Origin of the sequence: Arthrobacter sp. StoSoilB22, assembly GCF_019977315.1 — a bacterium.
Taxonomy (GTDB): Bacteria; Actinomycetota; Actinomycetes; order Actinomycetales; family Micrococcaceae; genus Arthrobacter.
Genome location: NZ_AP024652.1, coordinates 603,625 through 620,245, shown reverse-complemented (window position 1 = coordinate 620,245; position 16,621 = coordinate 603,625). Strand labels below are relative to the sequence as shown.

16 protein-coding genes are annotated in these 16,621 nt (G+C 62.2%); 4 read left to right on the top strand and 12 right to left on the bottom strand.

The features are described 5' to 3' along the window. Positions 1-52: 52 nt before the first annotated feature. Genes LDN70_RS02970 through LDN70_RS02955 form a run of 4 tightly spaced genes read right to left on the bottom strand, consistent with a single transcriptional unit; the run spans position 53 to position 3,608 of the window. Positions 53-1,111, bottom strand: coding sequence for a Gfo/Idh/MocA family protein (locus LDN70_RS02970; RefSeq protein WP_223941687.1), 1,059 nt, complete (start codon positions 1,109-1,111; stop codon positions 53-55). Then, entirely contained in the window at positions 1,111-1,911 is an 801-nt protein-coding gene (locus LDN70_RS02965; RefSeq protein ID WP_142936806.1) for an amino acid ABC transporter ATP-binding protein, read from the bottom strand. Before LDN70_RS02965 ends, LDN70_RS02970 begins: the two co-directional genes overlap by 1 nt. Further along, positions 1,908-2,696, bottom strand: coding sequence for an amino acid ABC transporter permease (locus tag LDN70_RS02960; protein ID WP_011773348.1), 789 nt, complete (start codon positions 2,694-2,696; stop codon positions 1,908-1,910). Before LDN70_RS02960 ends, LDN70_RS02965 begins: the two co-directional genes overlap by 4 nt. 45 nt (positions 2,697-2,741) lie before the next feature. Then, positions 2,742-3,608, bottom strand: coding sequence for an ABC transporter substrate-binding protein (locus LDN70_RS02955; RefSeq protein WP_223941686.1), 867 nt, complete (start codon positions 3,606-3,608; stop codon positions 2,742-2,744). A gap of 180 nt (positions 3,609-3,788) precedes the next feature. On the opposite strand from LDN70_RS02955, the gene LDN70_RS02950 reads away from it, so the two are divergent. After that, positions 3,789-4,883, top strand: a complete 1,095-nt coding sequence (locus LDN70_RS02950; RefSeq protein WP_142936808.1) for a LacI family DNA-binding transcriptional regulator — start codon at positions 3,789-3,791, stop codon at positions 4,881-4,883. An 87-nt stretch (positions 4,884-4,970) separates the two neighbouring features. Here LDN70_RS02950 and LDN70_RS02945 read toward each other — a convergent pair whose 3' ends face one another. The 3 genes from LDN70_RS02945 to LDN70_RS02935 form a co-directional block, all read right to left on the bottom strand. After that, on the bottom strand, positions 4,971-6,113 hold the full coding sequence (locus LDN70_RS02945) for an App1 family protein phosphatidate phosphatase (protein WP_142936809.1): 1,143 nt from the start codon (positions 6,111-6,113) through the stop codon (positions 4,971-4,973). Positions 6,114-6,194: 81 nt separating this feature from the next. Continuing rightward, positions 6,195-7,496, bottom strand: a complete 1,302-nt coding sequence (locus tag LDN70_RS02940) for a cation:proton antiporter (protein ID WP_142936810.1) — start codon at positions 7,494-7,496, stop codon at positions 6,195-6,197. A gap of 44 nt (positions 7,497-7,540) precedes the next feature. Then, positions 7,541-8,104, bottom strand: a complete 564-nt coding sequence (locus LDN70_RS02935) for a TetR/AcrR family transcriptional regulator (RefSeq protein ID WP_223941685.1) — start codon at positions 8,102-8,104, stop codon at positions 7,541-7,543. A gap of 95 nt (positions 8,105-8,199) precedes the next feature. Between LDN70_RS02935 and LDN70_RS02930 the strand changes: the two genes are divergently transcribed. Both LDN70_RS02930 and LDN70_RS02925 read left to right on the top strand, forming a co-directional pair. After that, entirely contained in the window at positions 8,200-9,033 is an 834-nt protein-coding gene (locus LDN70_RS02930; RefSeq protein WP_166841260.1) for an alpha/beta fold hydrolase, read from the top strand. Positions 9,034-9,245: 212 nt separating this feature from the next. After that, a complete protein-coding gene (locus tag LDN70_RS02925) occupies positions 9,246-10,232 on the top strand; it encodes a malate dehydrogenase (RefSeq protein ID WP_223941684.1) in 987 nt (328 codons plus the stop codon). 6 nt (positions 10,233-10,238) lie between these two features. Here LDN70_RS02925 and LDN70_RS02920 read toward each other — a convergent pair whose 3' ends face one another. Beyond that, positions 10,239-11,180, bottom strand: a complete 942-nt coding sequence (locus tag LDN70_RS02920) for a LysR family transcriptional regulator (protein WP_223941683.1) — start codon at positions 11,178-11,180, stop codon at positions 10,239-10,241. Positions 11,181-11,251: 71 nt separating this feature from the next. On the opposite strand from LDN70_RS02920, the gene LDN70_RS02915 reads away from it, so the two are divergent. Then, complete coding sequence (locus tag LDN70_RS02915; RefSeq protein ID WP_223941682.1) at positions 11,252-13,000, top strand: L-aspartate oxidase; 1,749 nt, start codon at positions 11,252-11,254, stop codon at positions 12,998-13,000. A 26-nt stretch (positions 13,001-13,026) separates the two neighbouring features. Here LDN70_RS02915 and LDN70_RS02910 read toward each other — a convergent pair whose 3' ends face one another. From LDN70_RS02910 to LDN70_RS02895, 4 genes are all read right to left on the bottom strand, one after another. Further along, the gene (locus LDN70_RS02910; RefSeq protein ID WP_223941681.1) at positions 13,027-13,947 is read right to left on the bottom strand and encodes an NADP-dependent oxidoreductase; all 921 of its coding nucleotides are present in this window, start codon (positions 13,945-13,947) and stop codon (positions 13,027-13,029) included. Between the two features lie 9 nt (positions 13,948-13,956). Next, positions 13,957-14,190, bottom strand: a complete 234-nt coding sequence (locus LDN70_RS02905) for a DUF6480 family protein (protein WP_142936817.1) — start codon at positions 14,188-14,190, stop codon at positions 13,957-13,959. 62 nt (positions 14,191-14,252) lie between these two features. Then, positions 14,253-15,131 (bottom strand): SMP-30/gluconolactonase/LRE family protein, encoded by an 879-nt coding sequence (locus LDN70_RS02900; RefSeq protein ID WP_223941680.1) that lies wholly within the window; start codon positions 15,129-15,131, stop codon positions 14,253-14,255. A gap of 10 nt (positions 15,132-15,141) precedes the next feature. Next, positions 15,142-16,599, bottom strand: coding sequence for an MFS transporter (locus tag LDN70_RS02895; protein WP_223941679.1), 1,458 nt, complete (start codon positions 16,597-16,599; stop codon positions 15,142-15,144). Between the last annotated feature and the right edge of the window lie 22 nt (positions 16,600-16,621).

The following is a 16,621-nucleotide window of genomic DNA, read 5'->3' as shown; positions in this document are numbered from 1 at the left end:
TCTCTTTCGGGTTCTGAATTCTGAAATGCGCCTGGCTTAGGCGACGTGCTGCCTACGCGAACGCGTGGATTTTTTCGATGATCTTGAGGGTTTCCAGAGCCTCGGCCGCTTGCACGGGAAGCGATCCGTGCCCGCGGAGCGAGGAGGCCAGTTCCCGGTAGAACTGCGGGTAGTCACCCTTCTCCGCCGGTACAGGCGTTGCTGATCCGGCTACTCCCAGAAGCCCCCAAGACTCCTGGGGTTCGGTGCCGTAAGCAGCGTCCGACGGCGTGATGCCGGCTGCGAGCGCTGGTTCCTGGCTGTCGAGTCCCCACTTGGTGTAGCCGGCATTTGAGCCGAGTACGTGGAAGCGCGGGCCCACTTGGGCGGCCATTCCGTTCATCCACAGCCGTGTCCGGACCCCGGATTCATGACGCAGCGACACGAAAGCTTCGGTATCTGCAGCATCTGTGCGCGGGCCGTGGTTGGCGGTCTCGCCGTAGCTGTCCTCCACAGGGCCGAACAGTTGGATCGCTTGGTCTATCAGATGGGCGCCGAGATCGTGGAGGATGCCGCCACCTTCGGCCAACGTGGCCGAGTCGCGCCAATTCCCGAAGCCTTCAGGACGCCACCATTCAAAACGCGACTCGAAGGTCCGCACCTCGCCCAAGGCGCCGTCCCGCAGCAGCCTTCGCAGCGTCAGGAAGTCGGCATCCCACCGGCGGTTCTGGAAGACCGTGAGCTGCACACCGGCGTCGGACGCTCGCTCGGCAAGCTCCTCACCGTGGGCGACGGTAGTGACGAATGGCTTGTCCACCACAACGTTGAGCCCGTGGGCGATGGCCGTGGAACCGAGCTCAAGGTGCGTGAGCGGCGGTGTTCCGAGGACAACGAGGTCCAGCTTCCCGGCAAGGGTGAACATATCCTCCGGCGTCGGCACGATAGTTGCCTGCGGATAGAGCCGCCGGGCTTCGGCCTGTCGTTGCGGGTCGGCCGTCACGATGACGTCCAGGGAATAGTCCGGGTCCGCGTGGATCAGCGGCGCATGGAACACCTTGCCCGAGACGCCAAACCCGACGACGGCGGTCCGGATGGGTGCCGCTGTTGCCTTGCCCAGTGGGGGCCGGCCCATCACAGCACTTCCGAAAGAAAGCGCTGCAGGCGTTCGCTGCGTGGGTTGTCAAAGAGCTGGGTGGGCGTTCCGATTTCCACTACTTCGCCTTCGTCCATGAAGACCACCTGGTCCGCAACTTTTCGGGCAAAGCCCATTTCGTGGGTGACAACCAGCATGGTCATCCCGCGGCTGCCGAGGCCGGCCATGAGATTGAGGACGCCTTTGACGAGTTCGGGGTCCAGTGCGCTGGTGGCTTCGTCGAAGAGCATGACCTCGGGCTCCATGGCCAGTGCGCGGGCAATGGCGACGCGTTGCTGCTGCCCGCCGGAGAGATCCCGTGGCCGGTGATCGGCGCGTTCGGCGAGGCCTACTTCGGCGAGGCGGCGCCGGGCGCGTTCCCGGGCCTCGGATTTGGACATTCCTTTGACGCTCCACAGGGCCAGCGCCACGTTTTCCAAGGCGGTGTGGTCCGGGAAGAGGTTGAAGTGCTGGAACACCATACCGATCCGTGCACGGAGAATGTCCGGCTTGACCTTGAGGGCACTTTCACCGGCCAGCAGTACATCGCCGCTCTTGGGTTCATGCAGACGGTTGACTCCGCGCAGGAGCGTGGATTTGCCTGAGCCGGATGGGCCGATGATGCAGGTGGTGGTTCCCGGAGCCACGTTGAGGCTGACGTTGCGGAGCACATCGACGTCCCCGTAAGCCATGGTCAGGTTCTGAAGTTCCAAGCTGGAGCCGTGGAACTTTTCGATGTCCTGGGTCTTGCTGGTGCTGGTGGCACTGTTGCTTGGTGCGCTGCTGCTTGTGAGGTTCACGTGTTGCTCCCGGTGATGAGCGGCGAGGCCGCATCGAGTTCCTTGACTTCCTTCAGCCCACTGGTGGGTGCCGTGGGACGACGGCGGCCGGTGCGGAACTTGTTGTCGAAGTAGTTGACCAGATGGGTCAGCGGCACTGTGATGATCAGGTAGAAGATGCCTGCCATGACCAGCGGTGAGAGGTTGCCGGACAATACTGCTGCGTCCTGGCCCACCCGGAACAGTTCACGCTCGCTGACCAGGAGTCCAAGGAAGTAGACCAAGGAAGAGTCCTTGACGATGGCAATGAACTGGTTCACCAGGGCCGGCAGGACCCTGCGGATCCCTTGCGGCACCACCACCAGGGCCATGGATTTGGAATAGCTCATGCCCAAAGCGCGGCAAGCCTCCCCTTGGCCCTTGTCCACGCTCTGGATGCCGGCCCGGAAGATCTCTCCGATGTAAGCGCTGGCGATGAGGCTTAGCGCGATGATTCCCAGCGGGTACGGTGATGGCCCGAAGACAGACTGGCTCAACCGTGCAAAACCCTGGCCGATCAGCAGGATGGTGAGGATGGCGGGCAGGCCACGGAAGAGATCCGTGTAGATCCGTGCCGGGATGCGCAGCCACTTGGACCGCGAGATTCCCATGACCGCCACCACCATGCCCATCACTACGCCGAGGATGGTTGCTGCGATGGAGATGATCAGGGTGTTGAGGAGGCCAACTCCGAGGAGCTGGGGCAGTACTTCGACCATGGCGTCAAAGTCGAAGAACGTGCGGCTGATGGTATTGAGCCAATCCATTGAAATGCTCTCAGACGTTAGGTGTTGGGTGGCTTACTTACTGGCTTACTTACTTGCCGTCGGGGAAGGGCTGGAGGTCCGCTCGGCCTTCGGGAGGTACTGTTCCGGCATCGGCGAACCCGGGAACCACTTTTCGTAGAGCTTCTTCCACGTGCCGTCCTCCATTGCTTCGGCCAGGCCCTTGTTCAGGGCTTCCTTGAAGGCGGGCTTGTCCTTGGCTATTGCGAAACCTGCCGGAGCATCGAAGGACGGAATGTCCGCGGCGCTGACCAGTCCAAACTGCTCCTGGTATTCCTTGGCGGCCTCGTAGTCCAGGAAGTGGGCGTCCACGGAACCGCTGTTGACTGCTGAAATGGCGGTGTTGTTGTCCGGGAAGCGGACCAACTGCGCCGAGGTGAAGTTCTTCACGGCGTAGGCTTCCTGCAGGGTGCCTTGGACAACGCCCAGGCGCTTGCCGTTCAGGCCGTCGGCGTCGTTGATGCCGGAGTTCTTGGTGGTGATGACTGTCAGGTATCCGGCGAGGTAGCCGTCGGAGAAGTCCACAGTTTCCTTGCGCTTGTCCGTGATGCCGATGGCCGCCACGCCCACGTCGAACTGGCCGTTGGCTACCGCTGCCAGAAGTCCGGAGAAGTCCTGTCCGGTGAAGACGACTTTGTCTACGCCGGCCCGTTGGGCCACGTCCTTGAAGAGTTCCACGTCAAAGCCAGTGAAGTTACCCGCGGCGTCGGTGAAGGTGTAGGGCTTGGAATCGCCGAGGCTGGCGACGCGGATGGTGCCGGGCTCGATCAGGCCGTAGGGGTTATCGGCTGAGGGCGAGGAGCTGGCGGAGGATCCGCCGCATCCCGAGAGGGCGAGGATGGCCGCCAGAGCCGCTGCTGCGAGGGCTGCCGGGCGGAAGTTCAGTTTGAACACAGCGTTGTCCAATCGTGGGAGGGAGAGCGGTGCTGTCAGGAGCCGCAAAGTGTTATTGCTCGATGCGGGGTCTTGTTGAGTCCGGTCTCAGACCCTAGGATTGAGACCGGACTCACATCGATTGATTAGAATGTAGCGGAAGTCACAAAGCCGCGTCAACACCCCACGTGAAAGGTGAACATGAGCACTGAAGGATCCCGACGGCGGGACGTAACGGTTGCCGACGTCGCCAAGGCCGCGCAAGTGTCCAAGGCCCAAGCAGCCCGCGCACTGGGCAACTACGGGGCGGTCAGCGACGACGTCCGCGAGCGCGTCCTGGCCGCGGCCGAAAAGCTCGAGTACCGGCCCAACGAGCTGGCGCGCAGCATGAACACGGGCAAATCGAACACCATTGGCGTTGTGGTGGGCGATATCGAAAACCCGCATTTCGGGCTCGCCACCAGGGGCATCACGGACACCGCCAAGAAGAGCGGCTTCAACGTCATCCTCATTAACACTGACGAGGAACAAACCGCCGAGGTGGACGCCGTCCGCGTGCTGTTGGACAAGCGGGTTGATGGGCTCATTGTGGCGCCAGCCTCGTCCGTGGAGACCTCGCATTTGCGGCAGGTCCGCGATTCCGGTCGTCCACTTGTTTTGTTGGACCGTGGAGCCGAAGGTCTGGACGTTGAGACCTTCGCCGTGGACATGGGCGGCATCTCCTATGAATCCACCAAGTACTTGATCGAGGCCGGACACCGGCGCATCGCTTTCGTTTCCACCCTCAAGGCAGACCGACCCTACCAGGACGGGATGGCTTTGGACTCCTCGCAGATCTCGGACCGTCTTGACGGGATCCGCCGAGCCTTCGACGACCAGGGTCTCAGCTTCCCGGCAGACCTGGTTCGGCTCAACGCCGGAGACGCCGAATCCACCAAGGAGATCACCCGCCAGCTTCTTAGTGGGCCGGACGCAGCCACAGCGATCATCGCCTCGGACGGCCTGATTGCCCTGAGCGTGGTGGAAGCTATCCAGGAATCCGGGCTTGCCATCCCGGACGACGTCTCATTCCTCATGTACGACGATTTCGCGTGGACGCGCCTCACCACTCCCCCGCTCACCGTGATCGCACAGCCCGTCTACGACATGGGAATTGCAGCCGCTTCGGCATTGATCCGGCAAATTGAGGGCAGGAGATCGTCAGCGCCTGCTCGCGAGTTGGTGGCCACCTTGATCCACCGGGGATCCGTCGGAGCACCCAGAGAGGCGGACGTACTCAGCCAGGCCGGCGGCTAAGAGGGTAACGGCGCAGAGATCGCTGGAATCCTGCCGGATCGCCGGTAGTTTGGGCCCGCTTCGACGTTTGTCGACGTCGCGTAGTGACTACTCCGAGGCTGCTTGAACGTCGCCTTCCTCTGGATCGTCGGCGGAGCGGACCTCGTTCCGGATGACGCCCAGCTCTTCGAGCCTGGCAGACATTCCCGCCCCATCCGGCGCGTAGATCCAAGGAACCCCGGGGGTTGGTTGGCCGCCTGACTTGGAGCGACCACCCGCCAGCACCGCTTCACCGGCCGAGAGTTGGCGGATGGCGATGGCCCTGACATTGGCGGGATGACGGTGGGCGAACTCGGAGTAAATCGCTTCGTCGTGCTGGCCGTCGTCGCCCACCAACAGCCACTTGATGTTGGGGAATTCCTCCGCGAGGCGTTCCAACGAGGTCCGTTTGTGCTCTTGCCCGCTGCGGAACCAACGGTCAGGAGTGGGACCCCAGTCGGTCAAAAGCTTGGGCCCGGCGGGGTACAGATTGCGGGACAGGAATCTGGACAGCGTCGGTGCTACGTTCCAGGCCCCGGTGGACAGATACAGCACTGGAGCCGAAGGCGCCGTCCGGGCAATCCGTTCGTACAACACCGCCATGCCCGGCGTGGGGGTTCTGGCGTGCTCGTTGAGGACAAAAGTGTTCCACGCTGCCAGGAAAGGACGCGGCAGTGCCGTGACCATCACGGTGTCGTCGATGTCAGATACCACGCCGAACTCTGCATCATCCGCGACGATCTCCACAGGAGCCTCTACGGTTTCGGATTCCCCCGACTGAAGGGTGATGGTGTGCCACCCGGCGTCCAGGGCTACTGGAATACGCGCATCCACCACTCCGCCGCGGTCAGCCTTCACATCGAAAACCGTGCCGGCAATGGTCACGTTCACACGAGCATTTGCCACGGGCGCACTGGTGAAGTTGCGCCACCCGCGCATGCTTTCCTGTAATGGACGGGCGTGACCCGCGGCGTCCCGGGGGTCACTGCGGACAACCCGCGCAAGGACCCGCACCCAGGAGGTGCTCCCGTACCCGGTGTAAGGGATGACGGTTTCCACCCGGCCACGCCGGATGGCGAGGCGCGTCTGAAAACCAAGCCACGCGTCGTCGAGCCTCATAGCGAGGTGACGGCGCCCTTTACTCAGCGGCCTGGGGCCATCATTGTCAACGGCGTCGGACTGGGGGCGCGGTTTCATGGGACGGGGAGACATGCCACCAGTCTTCCATGGCCCGGTCTCCTTCCGCAGGGAGCCCGTCCACTGTGAAGTGGGCGCCGGTCACACGTTCGCACGCTAAACAGCGGTTGTCGGCGCCCGGCCTTCGTCGCCATGCTGCTCGCGAGCCGCGGCCAGCCGCAGCCGATCCAGCCGGTTCATCAGCGGTGCAGTGGTGGCCCCGTGCACCACGATGGACAGCGCCACCACCAGCGCAATAAAGGCCCAAAGCTTCTCCGACTCGGCGTCGAAGTTCCCATGGGTCAGGGCGTATCCCACGTAATACAGTGAGCCGATCCCGCGGATGCCGAAGTAGGAGATGGCCAGGCGTTCCCGTGGCCCGGTCTTGCCACCCATCAACCCGAGCCATCCTGCCAACGGACGGACCAACAAAAGGAACACCAAAGCTACCAGCACCTCCGTCCACCCGATCCCATCCAAGAGACCGCGGGCAATGGCGCCTCCAAGGAGCACCAGGATCACCACAGTCATGAGGCGCTCGAGCTGCTCAACATAACCGTGCAGCACCTGGTGGTACGAGTGGTGGCGTTCAGCAGAACGGATAGTCACGGCGCAGATGAAGACGGCGACGAACCCGTAGCCTTCCACCAATTCGGCCACGCCGTAAGCCAGGAAGGTGGCCGCGAGCGCCACGAAACCTTCAGAGTGATCCGATAACCGGAAGCTCTTTCCTTTGGCGGCAAAGAAAATCAGGCTCAGGAGTTTGCCGGTACCGAAACCGAGCAGCACGCCAACAGCTATTCGCCACAGAACATCCAGGCCAACCCACTCCCCCAACCATGCGCTGGGAGATGCCCCCACCAAGCTGATGAGGATGGCCAGATATACAAACGGGAAGGCCAGGCCATCATTCAAACCGGCCTCTGAGGTCAAGGCGAAGCGGACCTCATCCTCATCCGGGTCCTCTTCCGTGTCTGCGGGTTTTCCTACTTGGACCTCGGAGGCCAACACCGGGTCGGTGGGTGCAATCGCGGCCCCAACGAGGATGGCGGCGGCCAGACCCAGCCCCAACACCCACAAGCCCATCAGCGTCATCGCAAGTATGCACAACGGCATGACGATCCCCAGCAAACGCCAGGTAGTGGACCAACCCCGCCAATGGAAGGGCCTGTCCAGGGCCAGTCCCGCACCCATGAGTGAAATGATGACGCACACTTCCGTCAAATGCATCGCGAAGTCCGCATGGAGAATAGGGTCCGGGTCCGGCAAATCAGGAAGCAAGGTGAATGCCAGAATGCCGCTACCCAGGAAGACCATGGGCATTGAGAGAGGCATGTGGCGCAACAATTTTGGCAGGACAGCGGCGGCCAACACCGCAAAGCCTGCCGAGAGGAACAAGATGCTGGGGACTTCAAACACGAATGGTCTACTTCCTGACGAGCCGTTCGACTCGTCTCAGAAGCCTAGTTGGAAGTCAGCGCTGCGTCGATCAGAACTTCGGCCGCTTGACGCGCCTGCCCCGCGGCATCGGATGTCCCCGCGATGGCCGCCGTGGTCTGGGCGCCCTCGGCGAGAATGGCGAGCTGGGGCGCCAAATACGGTGGGGCGCCGGCTTCTACCGCCAGGCGTGCAACATACTCCTGGAATGATTCCTTGTGTTTCCGTGCATATTCGGCCACCTCGGGGCTGATGGCACCGAGTTCAGCAAAGCTGTTGATGAAGCCGCACCCCCGGAACGAGTCCTGGCAGAACCATCCCGCAAGGTAGTCAAAAATGGCGAGGAGCCGCGTTTTGGGCGTCCCGGCTTGTTGCACTGTGGCGTCCAGCCCTTCGGTCCAGGACTGATGCCGATGCTCCAGCACGGCCATGACGATGCTGCTCTTTGAGGGAAATTCCCCGTAGAGCTTCTTCAAAGACACTCCTGCCGCCGAGCGGAGTTCGTCCATCCCGACGGCCTGGATTCCCTTGGAGTTGTAGAGCCCGTCGGCGGTGGCAACGATGCGTTCTCGAACCTCGGAAGAATTCATGTACCCATTCTACTTGCATTGAGAACGAACGTTCTCTACTATGGAAAACACCAAGGGAGAACGATCGTTCTCCACTTCGAGAAAAGGGACAAATCATGGGCTTCATCAAGGTTGGCACCGAGAACACCACGGACATTGAGCTCTACTACGAAGACCACGGAACAGGTCAGCCCGTAGTCCTCATCCACGGCTACCCCTTGGACGGCGGCTCCTGGGAGAAGCAGACCGCAGCCCTCCTCAACGCCGGATACCGTGTGATCACCTACGACCGCCGCGGCTTCGGCAAATCCAGCAAGCCGACCACCGGCTACGACTACGACACGTTCGCAGCAGATCTGAACACCGTGCTTGAAACCTTGGACCTTCAGGACGCCGTGCTGGTAGGTTTCTCGATGGGCACCGGCGAAGTGGGACGCTACCTCGGCACCTACGGTGAAGCCCGCATCGCCAAGGCCGCATTCCTGGCCTCCCTCGAACCCTTCCTCCTCCAGACTGACGACAACCCCACCGGCGTTCCGTCATCAGTCTTCGACGGCATCCGTAACGCCGCCATCGAGGACCGCTACGCCTGGTTCACCAACTTCTACAACGACTTCTTCAACACCGATAACTTCCTGGGCAACCGCCTCAGCGAAGAAGCCCTGAAGAATTCCTGGAATGTGGCCGCAGGCTCGTCCTGGTACGCGTCCTTCGCAGTGGTGGATTCCTGGCTCACCGACTTCCGCTCCGACATTGAGAAGGTCACCGTCCCTTCACTGATCGTCCACGGCACCGACGACCGCATCCTGCCAATCGATGCAACGGGACGCGAATTCACCAAGCGCCTCCCTTCGGCCGAGTACGTGGAAATCGAAGACGCACCGCACGGCATGCTCTGGACGCATGGCGCCGAAATCAACGAGGTCCTGCTCCGCTTCCTGGCGAAGTAAAGAACTCACGACGGCGGCAACTCGCCGCCCGTTCCACCTGAATCGCCGGAAGGGCTCCAGTTCGCTGGGCCCGTCCGGCGATTTCGCGTTGTTCCAGCGGTTTCGTGTTTGTTCCGGCGATGTCGCAATGAGTCGTTGGCCGGCTCTGTGGCACGATGACTTACAGCTTGCAAAGTCCATCGGATACGTCAGAACAGCAAGGAGAACCACACGTGAGAACGCCCATCAAGATCGCTGTGACCGGCGCAGCTGGCCAGATCGGCTACAGCCTCCTCTTCCGGATCGCCAGTGGTGCCTTGTTCGGTCCCGATACTCAGGTGCAACTCAGGCTCCTGGAGATCACCCCCGCGTTAAAGGCACTTGAGGGTGTTGTGATGGAGCTGGACGATTGCGCTTTTCCCACCCTGGACTCGGTGGAGATCGGCGACGACGCCGACCATATTTTCGACGCCGTGAATCTGGCCCTCCTCGTTGGCGCACGGCCGCGGACCAAAGGCATGGAACGCGGCGAGCTACTCAGTGCCAATGGTGCGATCTTCACCGCGCAAGGCCAGGCCCTCAACAGGGTCGCGGCCGACGACGTTCGGATCGGCGTAACGGGAAATCCGGCCAACACCAACGCTTTGATTGCCATGACCAACGCCCCGGACATCCCCGCAGAACGGTTCAGCGCGCTGACCCGGTTGGATCACAACCGCGCCCTTGGACAGCTCGCCAGGAAGACCGGTGTCCGGGTTGGGGACATCCGCAGGATGACCGTGTGGGGCAATCACTCCGCAACACAGTATCCGGACATCTTCCATGCCGAAGTCGCTGGCCGGAACGCGGCCGAGGTGGTGAACGATCAGGACTGGATTGAGAACCACTTCATCCCCACGGTTGCCCAGCGAGGAGCAGCGATCATCGACGCCCGGGGCGCCTCTTCTGCGGCATCGGCAGCTTCAGCCACCGTGGACGCAGCCCGCGATTGGCTCCTTGGCACACCCGAGGACGATTGGGTATCGATGGCCGTAGCCTCCGACGGTTCATACGGGGTGCCCGAGGGACTTATTTACTCATACCCGGTGACTACTTCGGACGGAAACTGGGAAATTGTTCAAGGACTGGAAGTGAACGACTTTAGCCGCGGGAAGATGGATGCTACAGCCAGTGAGCTTTTGGACGAGCGGGCTGCCGTGGCTGAACTCGGCTTGATCTGACATACGTCAGCGGCGCTGAGTTGGCGTGACCAGGCGTGCAAGCTCAGTGCCTGGCGCGGCAAGCCGGTCCACCGTGGTGAAGATAAAGTCCTGCATTGCTGCCGTGGCTGCCGAAGGAGCGATGTCGTTGCGTCGGGCCAGGTTGACGGTCCGTGTCAGCGACGGGTTGACCAAACGGGCACTACGCAGCCCAGGCCGGCCGATGACAACCATTGCCGGCACCACCGCCACGCCCAGTCCCCGTTCCACGAACCGCAGCACGGCGTCCATCTCTGCGCCTTCGACGGCGATCAGCGGTTCCAATCCTCTGGCGGAAAAGGCCGCCTCGGTGGCCACCCTCAGGTCATAACTTCTGTTGAAGGCCACCTGCGGAATGTTCGCCAGTTCTTCCAGGGTGAGCTCTTCGCGCTGCGCAGATCCAGCGGCCGACACAACCACCAGCTCCTCGGTCAGCAGCGGAATCAATTCCGTGCCGTGCACGGCGGGATCCGATCCACGGGTTACCACCAAGGCCAGGTCCAGCGCGCTTTCGTTCAGGGCATCAACCAGGAATCGCGAACCGCCTTCGGTGATGTGCAGTTCGACTCCGGGGTGCGCGCTTCGGAAGGCGGCCAGTACATCGGCCACCAGTGAGACGCACAAGGTAGGTGGGGCGCCCAGGCGAATGCGGCCCCGGCGCAATCCCGCTAGCTCGTTCATCTGCTCCCGCGCAGTCTCTGCGTCTCCAAGCATGCGCCGGGCTATGGGCAGGAGGAGCTCTCCCGCAGTCGTCAGAGTTGCTCCCGAGGGTCCGCGATGGAACAGGGCCATTCCAAGATCGGCCTCAAGTGCTGCGATCTGCCGGCTAAGAGAAGGTTGCGCAAGATACAACTGCTCCGCCGCGCGTGTGAAGTGCCCCACTCGGGCGATGGCCTCGAAGGAGCGTAACTGCTCTAGCTTCATTCTCATAGCATAAATGCATCGTGGTGACTCAAATAATTCATTGGATACATGACGTACGGCCATTTAGCGTGATAGTCATGAACCTCAACACCACTCCAGAACGACTTTTGTCCACTTCGGTGCTCGTTATCGGCACCGGAGGCGCCGGTCTGCGCGCTTCCATTGAACTCGCCCAGCGCGGGGTCCAGGTGTTGGCGGTGGGTAAGCGTCGCAAACACGACGCCCACACGAGCCTGGCCGCCGGGGGCATCAACGCCGCGCTGGGCACCATGGACCCTGAGGACAGCTGGCAGCAGCACGCCGCTGATACCTTGCGGGAGTCCTACTTCCTAGCCGATCCCTCAATCGTGGAGACCGTAGCCCGCAACGCGGCACGAGGTATCGAGGACCTTGAACGGTGGGGTATGCCGTTCGCCCGGGAGGCGGATGGACGAATTTCCCAGCGATTCTTTGGCGCCCACAAGTATCGGCGTACCGCCTACGCCGGGGACTACACCGGGTTGGAAATCCAGCGCACCCTGATGCGCCGGGCGGCAGAGTTGAACGTCCCCATCATCGACACCGTCTACATCACGAGGTTGCTTGTTGCCGACGGCACCGTCTTTGGAGCCTACGGATTCGACGTCGTAGACGGTACCCCCGTGCAGATCCACGCTGATGCGGTCATCCTGGCCGCGGGCGGGCACACACGCATCTGGCGTCACACCTCTTCCCGACGCGATGAGAACACCGGGGATTCCTTCCGTCTGGCTGCGCTGGCCGGAGCCAGGATCCGCGACGCCGAGCTGGTCCAGTTCCACCCTTCCGGCCTCTTGGAGCCAGACGACGCCGCCGGCACCCTGGTCTCCGAGGCGGCGCGCGGAGAGGGAGGCATCCTCACCAACGCTCTGGGTGAGCGCTTTATGGAACGCTACGATCCCGAGCGCATGGAACTGTCCACCCGTGACCGGGTTGCGCTGGCCGCATTCACGGAGGTGGCCGAAGGTCGCGGGACCGAGAAGGGCGGCGTCTACCTGGACGTCTCCCACCTGCCTCGGGAAACCATCATGGAAAAGCTGCCCCGGGTCTACCGCACCATGATCGACCTGCAGATGCTGGACATCACCACCACCAAAATCGAAATTGCGCCCACCGCTCATTACTCAATGGGCGGGGTGTGGGTTGCACCGGAGGACCACGGAACGGGAGTGAACGGCCTTTATGCGATCGGTGAGGCATCCTCCGGGCTTCACGGCGCCAACCGTCTCGGCGGCAATTCATTGATTGAGTTACTCGTCTACGGTCGTATCACCGGCGAACACGTGGCCCACTACGTTCATTCGCGCACCCACATTGTCCGGGATCCCGGGGCGATCGGAATAGCCCGCGGGGAAATGCAGACACTCCTCGGCGAACGTGGAACAGAGTCCGCCCGCAGGCTGCAGCGTGAACTACGCAACCTCATGACCGAACACGCCGGAGTTGTGCGGACGGAACAAGGACTGGAACGAGGACTGGAGAAATTGACCGCCTTGGAGGAACGTGCCCAACTGGTCACAGCCCACCCGGACATCGCAGGCTTCGATGATCTGGCCCACGCCTATGACCTCCTCGGCTCCCTGCTGGCAGCACGAGCCACCCTTGAGTGCGCGCTCGAACGCCGCGAAACCCGCGGAGCCCACAACCGGGCTGACTACCCAACGGCAGATCCCGCGCTGCAAGGGAACTTTGTCTGGTCCACAGATGAGGGCGTCAGTTTCGAAAGCCTGTCTCCGGCTCCGGATTCCTTCCGGGCGCTCGCCGAGGCCAACGCGGACGATTCGGTCGCCGGTAAGCTCGTGGAGTAAGAAGCCTGATTGGGCGGAGCTTGGGGTTAGGGAACTGTGACCACTATCTTCCCGCGCGTATGCCCTTCCATGTTGAGCCGGAAAGCATCAGCTGCCTTAGCCAATGGAAGGGCTTGCGCCACCTCCACCCGGATCTTGTGCTCGTCCACCAAGTCAGCGAGCTGCTGCAGCTCAGCTCCCACGGGATTGACCCACATCCAGGTACCGCCGTGGGCTTCCACCTCGCTGTCGGCGATGGAGGCGTGCCGGCCGTTCCCGGCCAGGACCTCCAAGGTTGTGTCAAGATTGCCACCCACGAAGTCGGCCACCACCTCCACGCCTTCGGGACGCAACGCCTTCACCTTTTCGGCAAGTCCGTCACCGTAGGCAACGGCCTCAGCGCCCAGGGACCGCAGGAAGTCATGGTTCTTTTCCGACGCCGTGGCGATCACCTTGGCGCCGCGCGCGACGGCGATCTGAATACCCAGGGAGCCCACTCCTCCGGAGCCGCCGTGGATCAGCACAGTCTCTCCCGACGTCAGACCCAATCGGTTAAGGACCTGAAGGGCTGTAAGTCCGGCCAAGGGGAGCCCGGCAGACTCGTTCCATTCCAAGGATTGTGGCTTTCGGGCGAGCAGCCGCTCGGGGAGGGCAATATACTCTGCAAAGCTTCCCCCGTGGACGTAGTCCTTACGGCCGTAGGAAATCACTTCGTCACCAGGTTTGAAGTGCGGAGCATCAATTCCGACAGCTTCGACAACGCCGGCTACGTCCCAGCCGGGGATCGCCGGGAATTGAAGGTCCATGAACGAGTCCAAGTACCCGGCCATGATCTTCCAGTCCACGGGATTGACCGAGGTGGCCTTCACTTTAACCAAGACCACGCCCGGCCCAACCTTGGGCATGGGCTGGTCCGTTAGTTCAAGGACTTCCGGGCTTCCATATCGCTGGTAAGTGATCGCCTTCATGCCCGCCTCCTAGTCGAAGAAACCCACGATGTAGCCGATGAAGAACAGGAGAGTGAGCAGCACACCGGCACCGATGGCTCCCAGCCACAGGACCTGCGTACCTTTCCTGGGGCCGCCTTCGTCGTGGCCTTGGGGGCCGGCTGTTGAAGATTCGCCGGGAGGTGTTTCGCCAGGGGGCACTCCCCCGCCAGGCTCCAAGCCGGTAATCTTGTCCTCATACGGGTCGGGGTTGCTTCCGGACACATTCACTCCCTCGATCGCAGTGCTGGTGCTGTGTTCAGGGTATCGGGCGGAGCCGGGCAAGCCTAGCGGTCAGTGTGTAGGTGTGCGTCCCTCGTGGAAGTACGCAGCCGGTACAGGGCCGTGGTGGCCGTGATGTAGAGATCTGCACCGTCGGCCCCTCCAAAGCAGAGATTGGAAACCGTTTCAGGAACCTCGACGGCGGCCAGCAGCGCACCGTTGGGGGCGTAGACACGAACTGACGAGCCCGCTGACGTCCATACCCGGCCCTCGACGTCTACGCGGAATCCGTCCGAGGCCGCGTCGTCTTCGAGCTCAACGAACGTGCTGCCCGTCCCGCACGAGCCACCCACCACCGGGTAGACGGCAATGCGGAACGGTACTCCGTGGCCAGGGCCCGCCGTGTCCGCAACGTAGAGAAGCGATTCATCCGGGGAGAACGCGAGGCCGTTGGGATGCACCAAATCAGTGACCACAGGAGTCAGTTCGTCCCTGGCGGGGTCGAAGCGGAACACGTAGCAACCGCCGTATTCCTGCTCGCCCTCATGTCCTTCCACCGTCCCGGGCAGGATTCCGTAAGGAGGATCGGTAAACCAGACCGTCCCATCCCCTGCCACCACAACATCGTTGGGCGAGTTGAGCCGATACTCACCGAACGCATCAACGATCGGCGTCACCACGCCGTCGTGGTCCTTCTCGACGCGCCTGCGGCCGTGGCTGCACTGCACCACGCTGCCGTCGTGGTGGAGCGTTCGCCCGTTGGTGTACTCCACGCCGGTGGCGTATTCGCGCGTCGCGCCGGTGCCGGGAGAGAACTCGAGAATCCTGTTGTTGGGGATATCGCTCCAGCGAAGGGTCTGCGACGTCGGAATCCATAGTGGGCCCTCAGCCCAGACGGTTCCTTCAAACAACTTTTCCAGGGTTCCGGTGATCAGTTCATCCATGGGTTCGAGACTAATCGTTCGCAGGTTCCGAGCTGGGCTTGCGTGTCCGTTCCCTGGCGCTGAGCTTTCCGTCGGCGGGCATCACCAGAACCGCCACTACAGTGAGGGCGGCACTGACGAGTACCGCCAGGAAAACGGCTGATGAGGCTTGCACGGTGGTTTGCGGATCCGGGCCACCATGGGGACCGTTGGCATAGATGGCGTTGGCAATGGCACCGAAAACGGCCACACCAATGGAGCTGCCAATTGAACGTGCAAAGAGGTTGGTGCCGGTGACTACGCCGCGTTCATTCCATTCAACACTGGTTTGCGCGGCAATAAGGCTCGGCGTTGCCACCAGCCCAAGCCCGAGCCCGACGATGAAGCAAGCCGCCGCCACGAGCAGGATATTGGGGGTGGGGGCCGTGAGGGCTAGGACGGCAGCTCCGATCACTGTGATCGCTATGCCGATGAGGGCCGTGTTCCGAAAGCCGATGCGGAGGTAGAACCTGCCGGCTTGGGACGCGCTGATGGGCCAGCCAATGGTCAAGGCCGCCAAGGCGAGCCCGGCCAGCAGGGGTGAGGTCTTCAGTGACCCTTCCAGGAACGTTGGGACGTAGCTGGTAAGCCCGAGCATGACGGCACCAACGCCGAAAGAGATCATGGCCGTGGTCGCCAGCAGCCTGCGGGAGACAACCCACGGTGGGAGGACAGGTTCAGCGGCCCTCCTTTCCACCAGGAGAAACACAAGGAACAACACCGCTCCGCCGGCAAAAACCGAGATGCTGATCGCGGAGTCCCAAGGCCACGCTTGACCACCCTGAAGGGCTCCGAGGATGAGCAGGCTCAACGAAATCGTCAGCAGTCCGGCACCCAGGTAGTCAATGCGGTGCTTGGTCCGCTCCACGTTCTCGTGGAAAGTACGCAGGAGCATCCAACCAGCCAGCAGGCACAGCGGGATGTTGATCAGGAAGATCCAGCGCCAGATTCCCAGAGATGCGAAGACCCCTCCAAGAGTGGGTCCCACAACGGAAGAAACCGCCCAGACACTCGCCAAATAGCCCTGGACCTTGGCCCGTTCCGCCAAGGTATAGATATCGCCCGCAATGGTGATAGCAACGGGCTGGACCGCGCCGGCCCCAAGCCCCTGGAGCACACGGAACGCAATGAGCGCCGGCATGCTCCAGGCCAGCCCGCAGAGAATCGAGCCAAGCAGGAACAGGCCAATCCCGCCCAAAATCATTGGCTTTCGGCCTACGACGTCCGAGAGTTTGGCGTACACGGGCACGGACACTGCCTGCGCCAACAGATACGCGGAAAACAGCCAAGGAAACGAGGAAAAACCGCCGATGTCCGCCACGATTGACGGCACCGCCGTGGCAACTATGGTGGCATCGATCGCTACCAGGCCCGTGGCCAACATCAGCGCAATCAGGATGGGTCCCCGTTGGGAGCGGAATCCGACGCCGTCACTTGCCGTTGTTGTCATGTGGTCTCGTTTCGTCCGCATC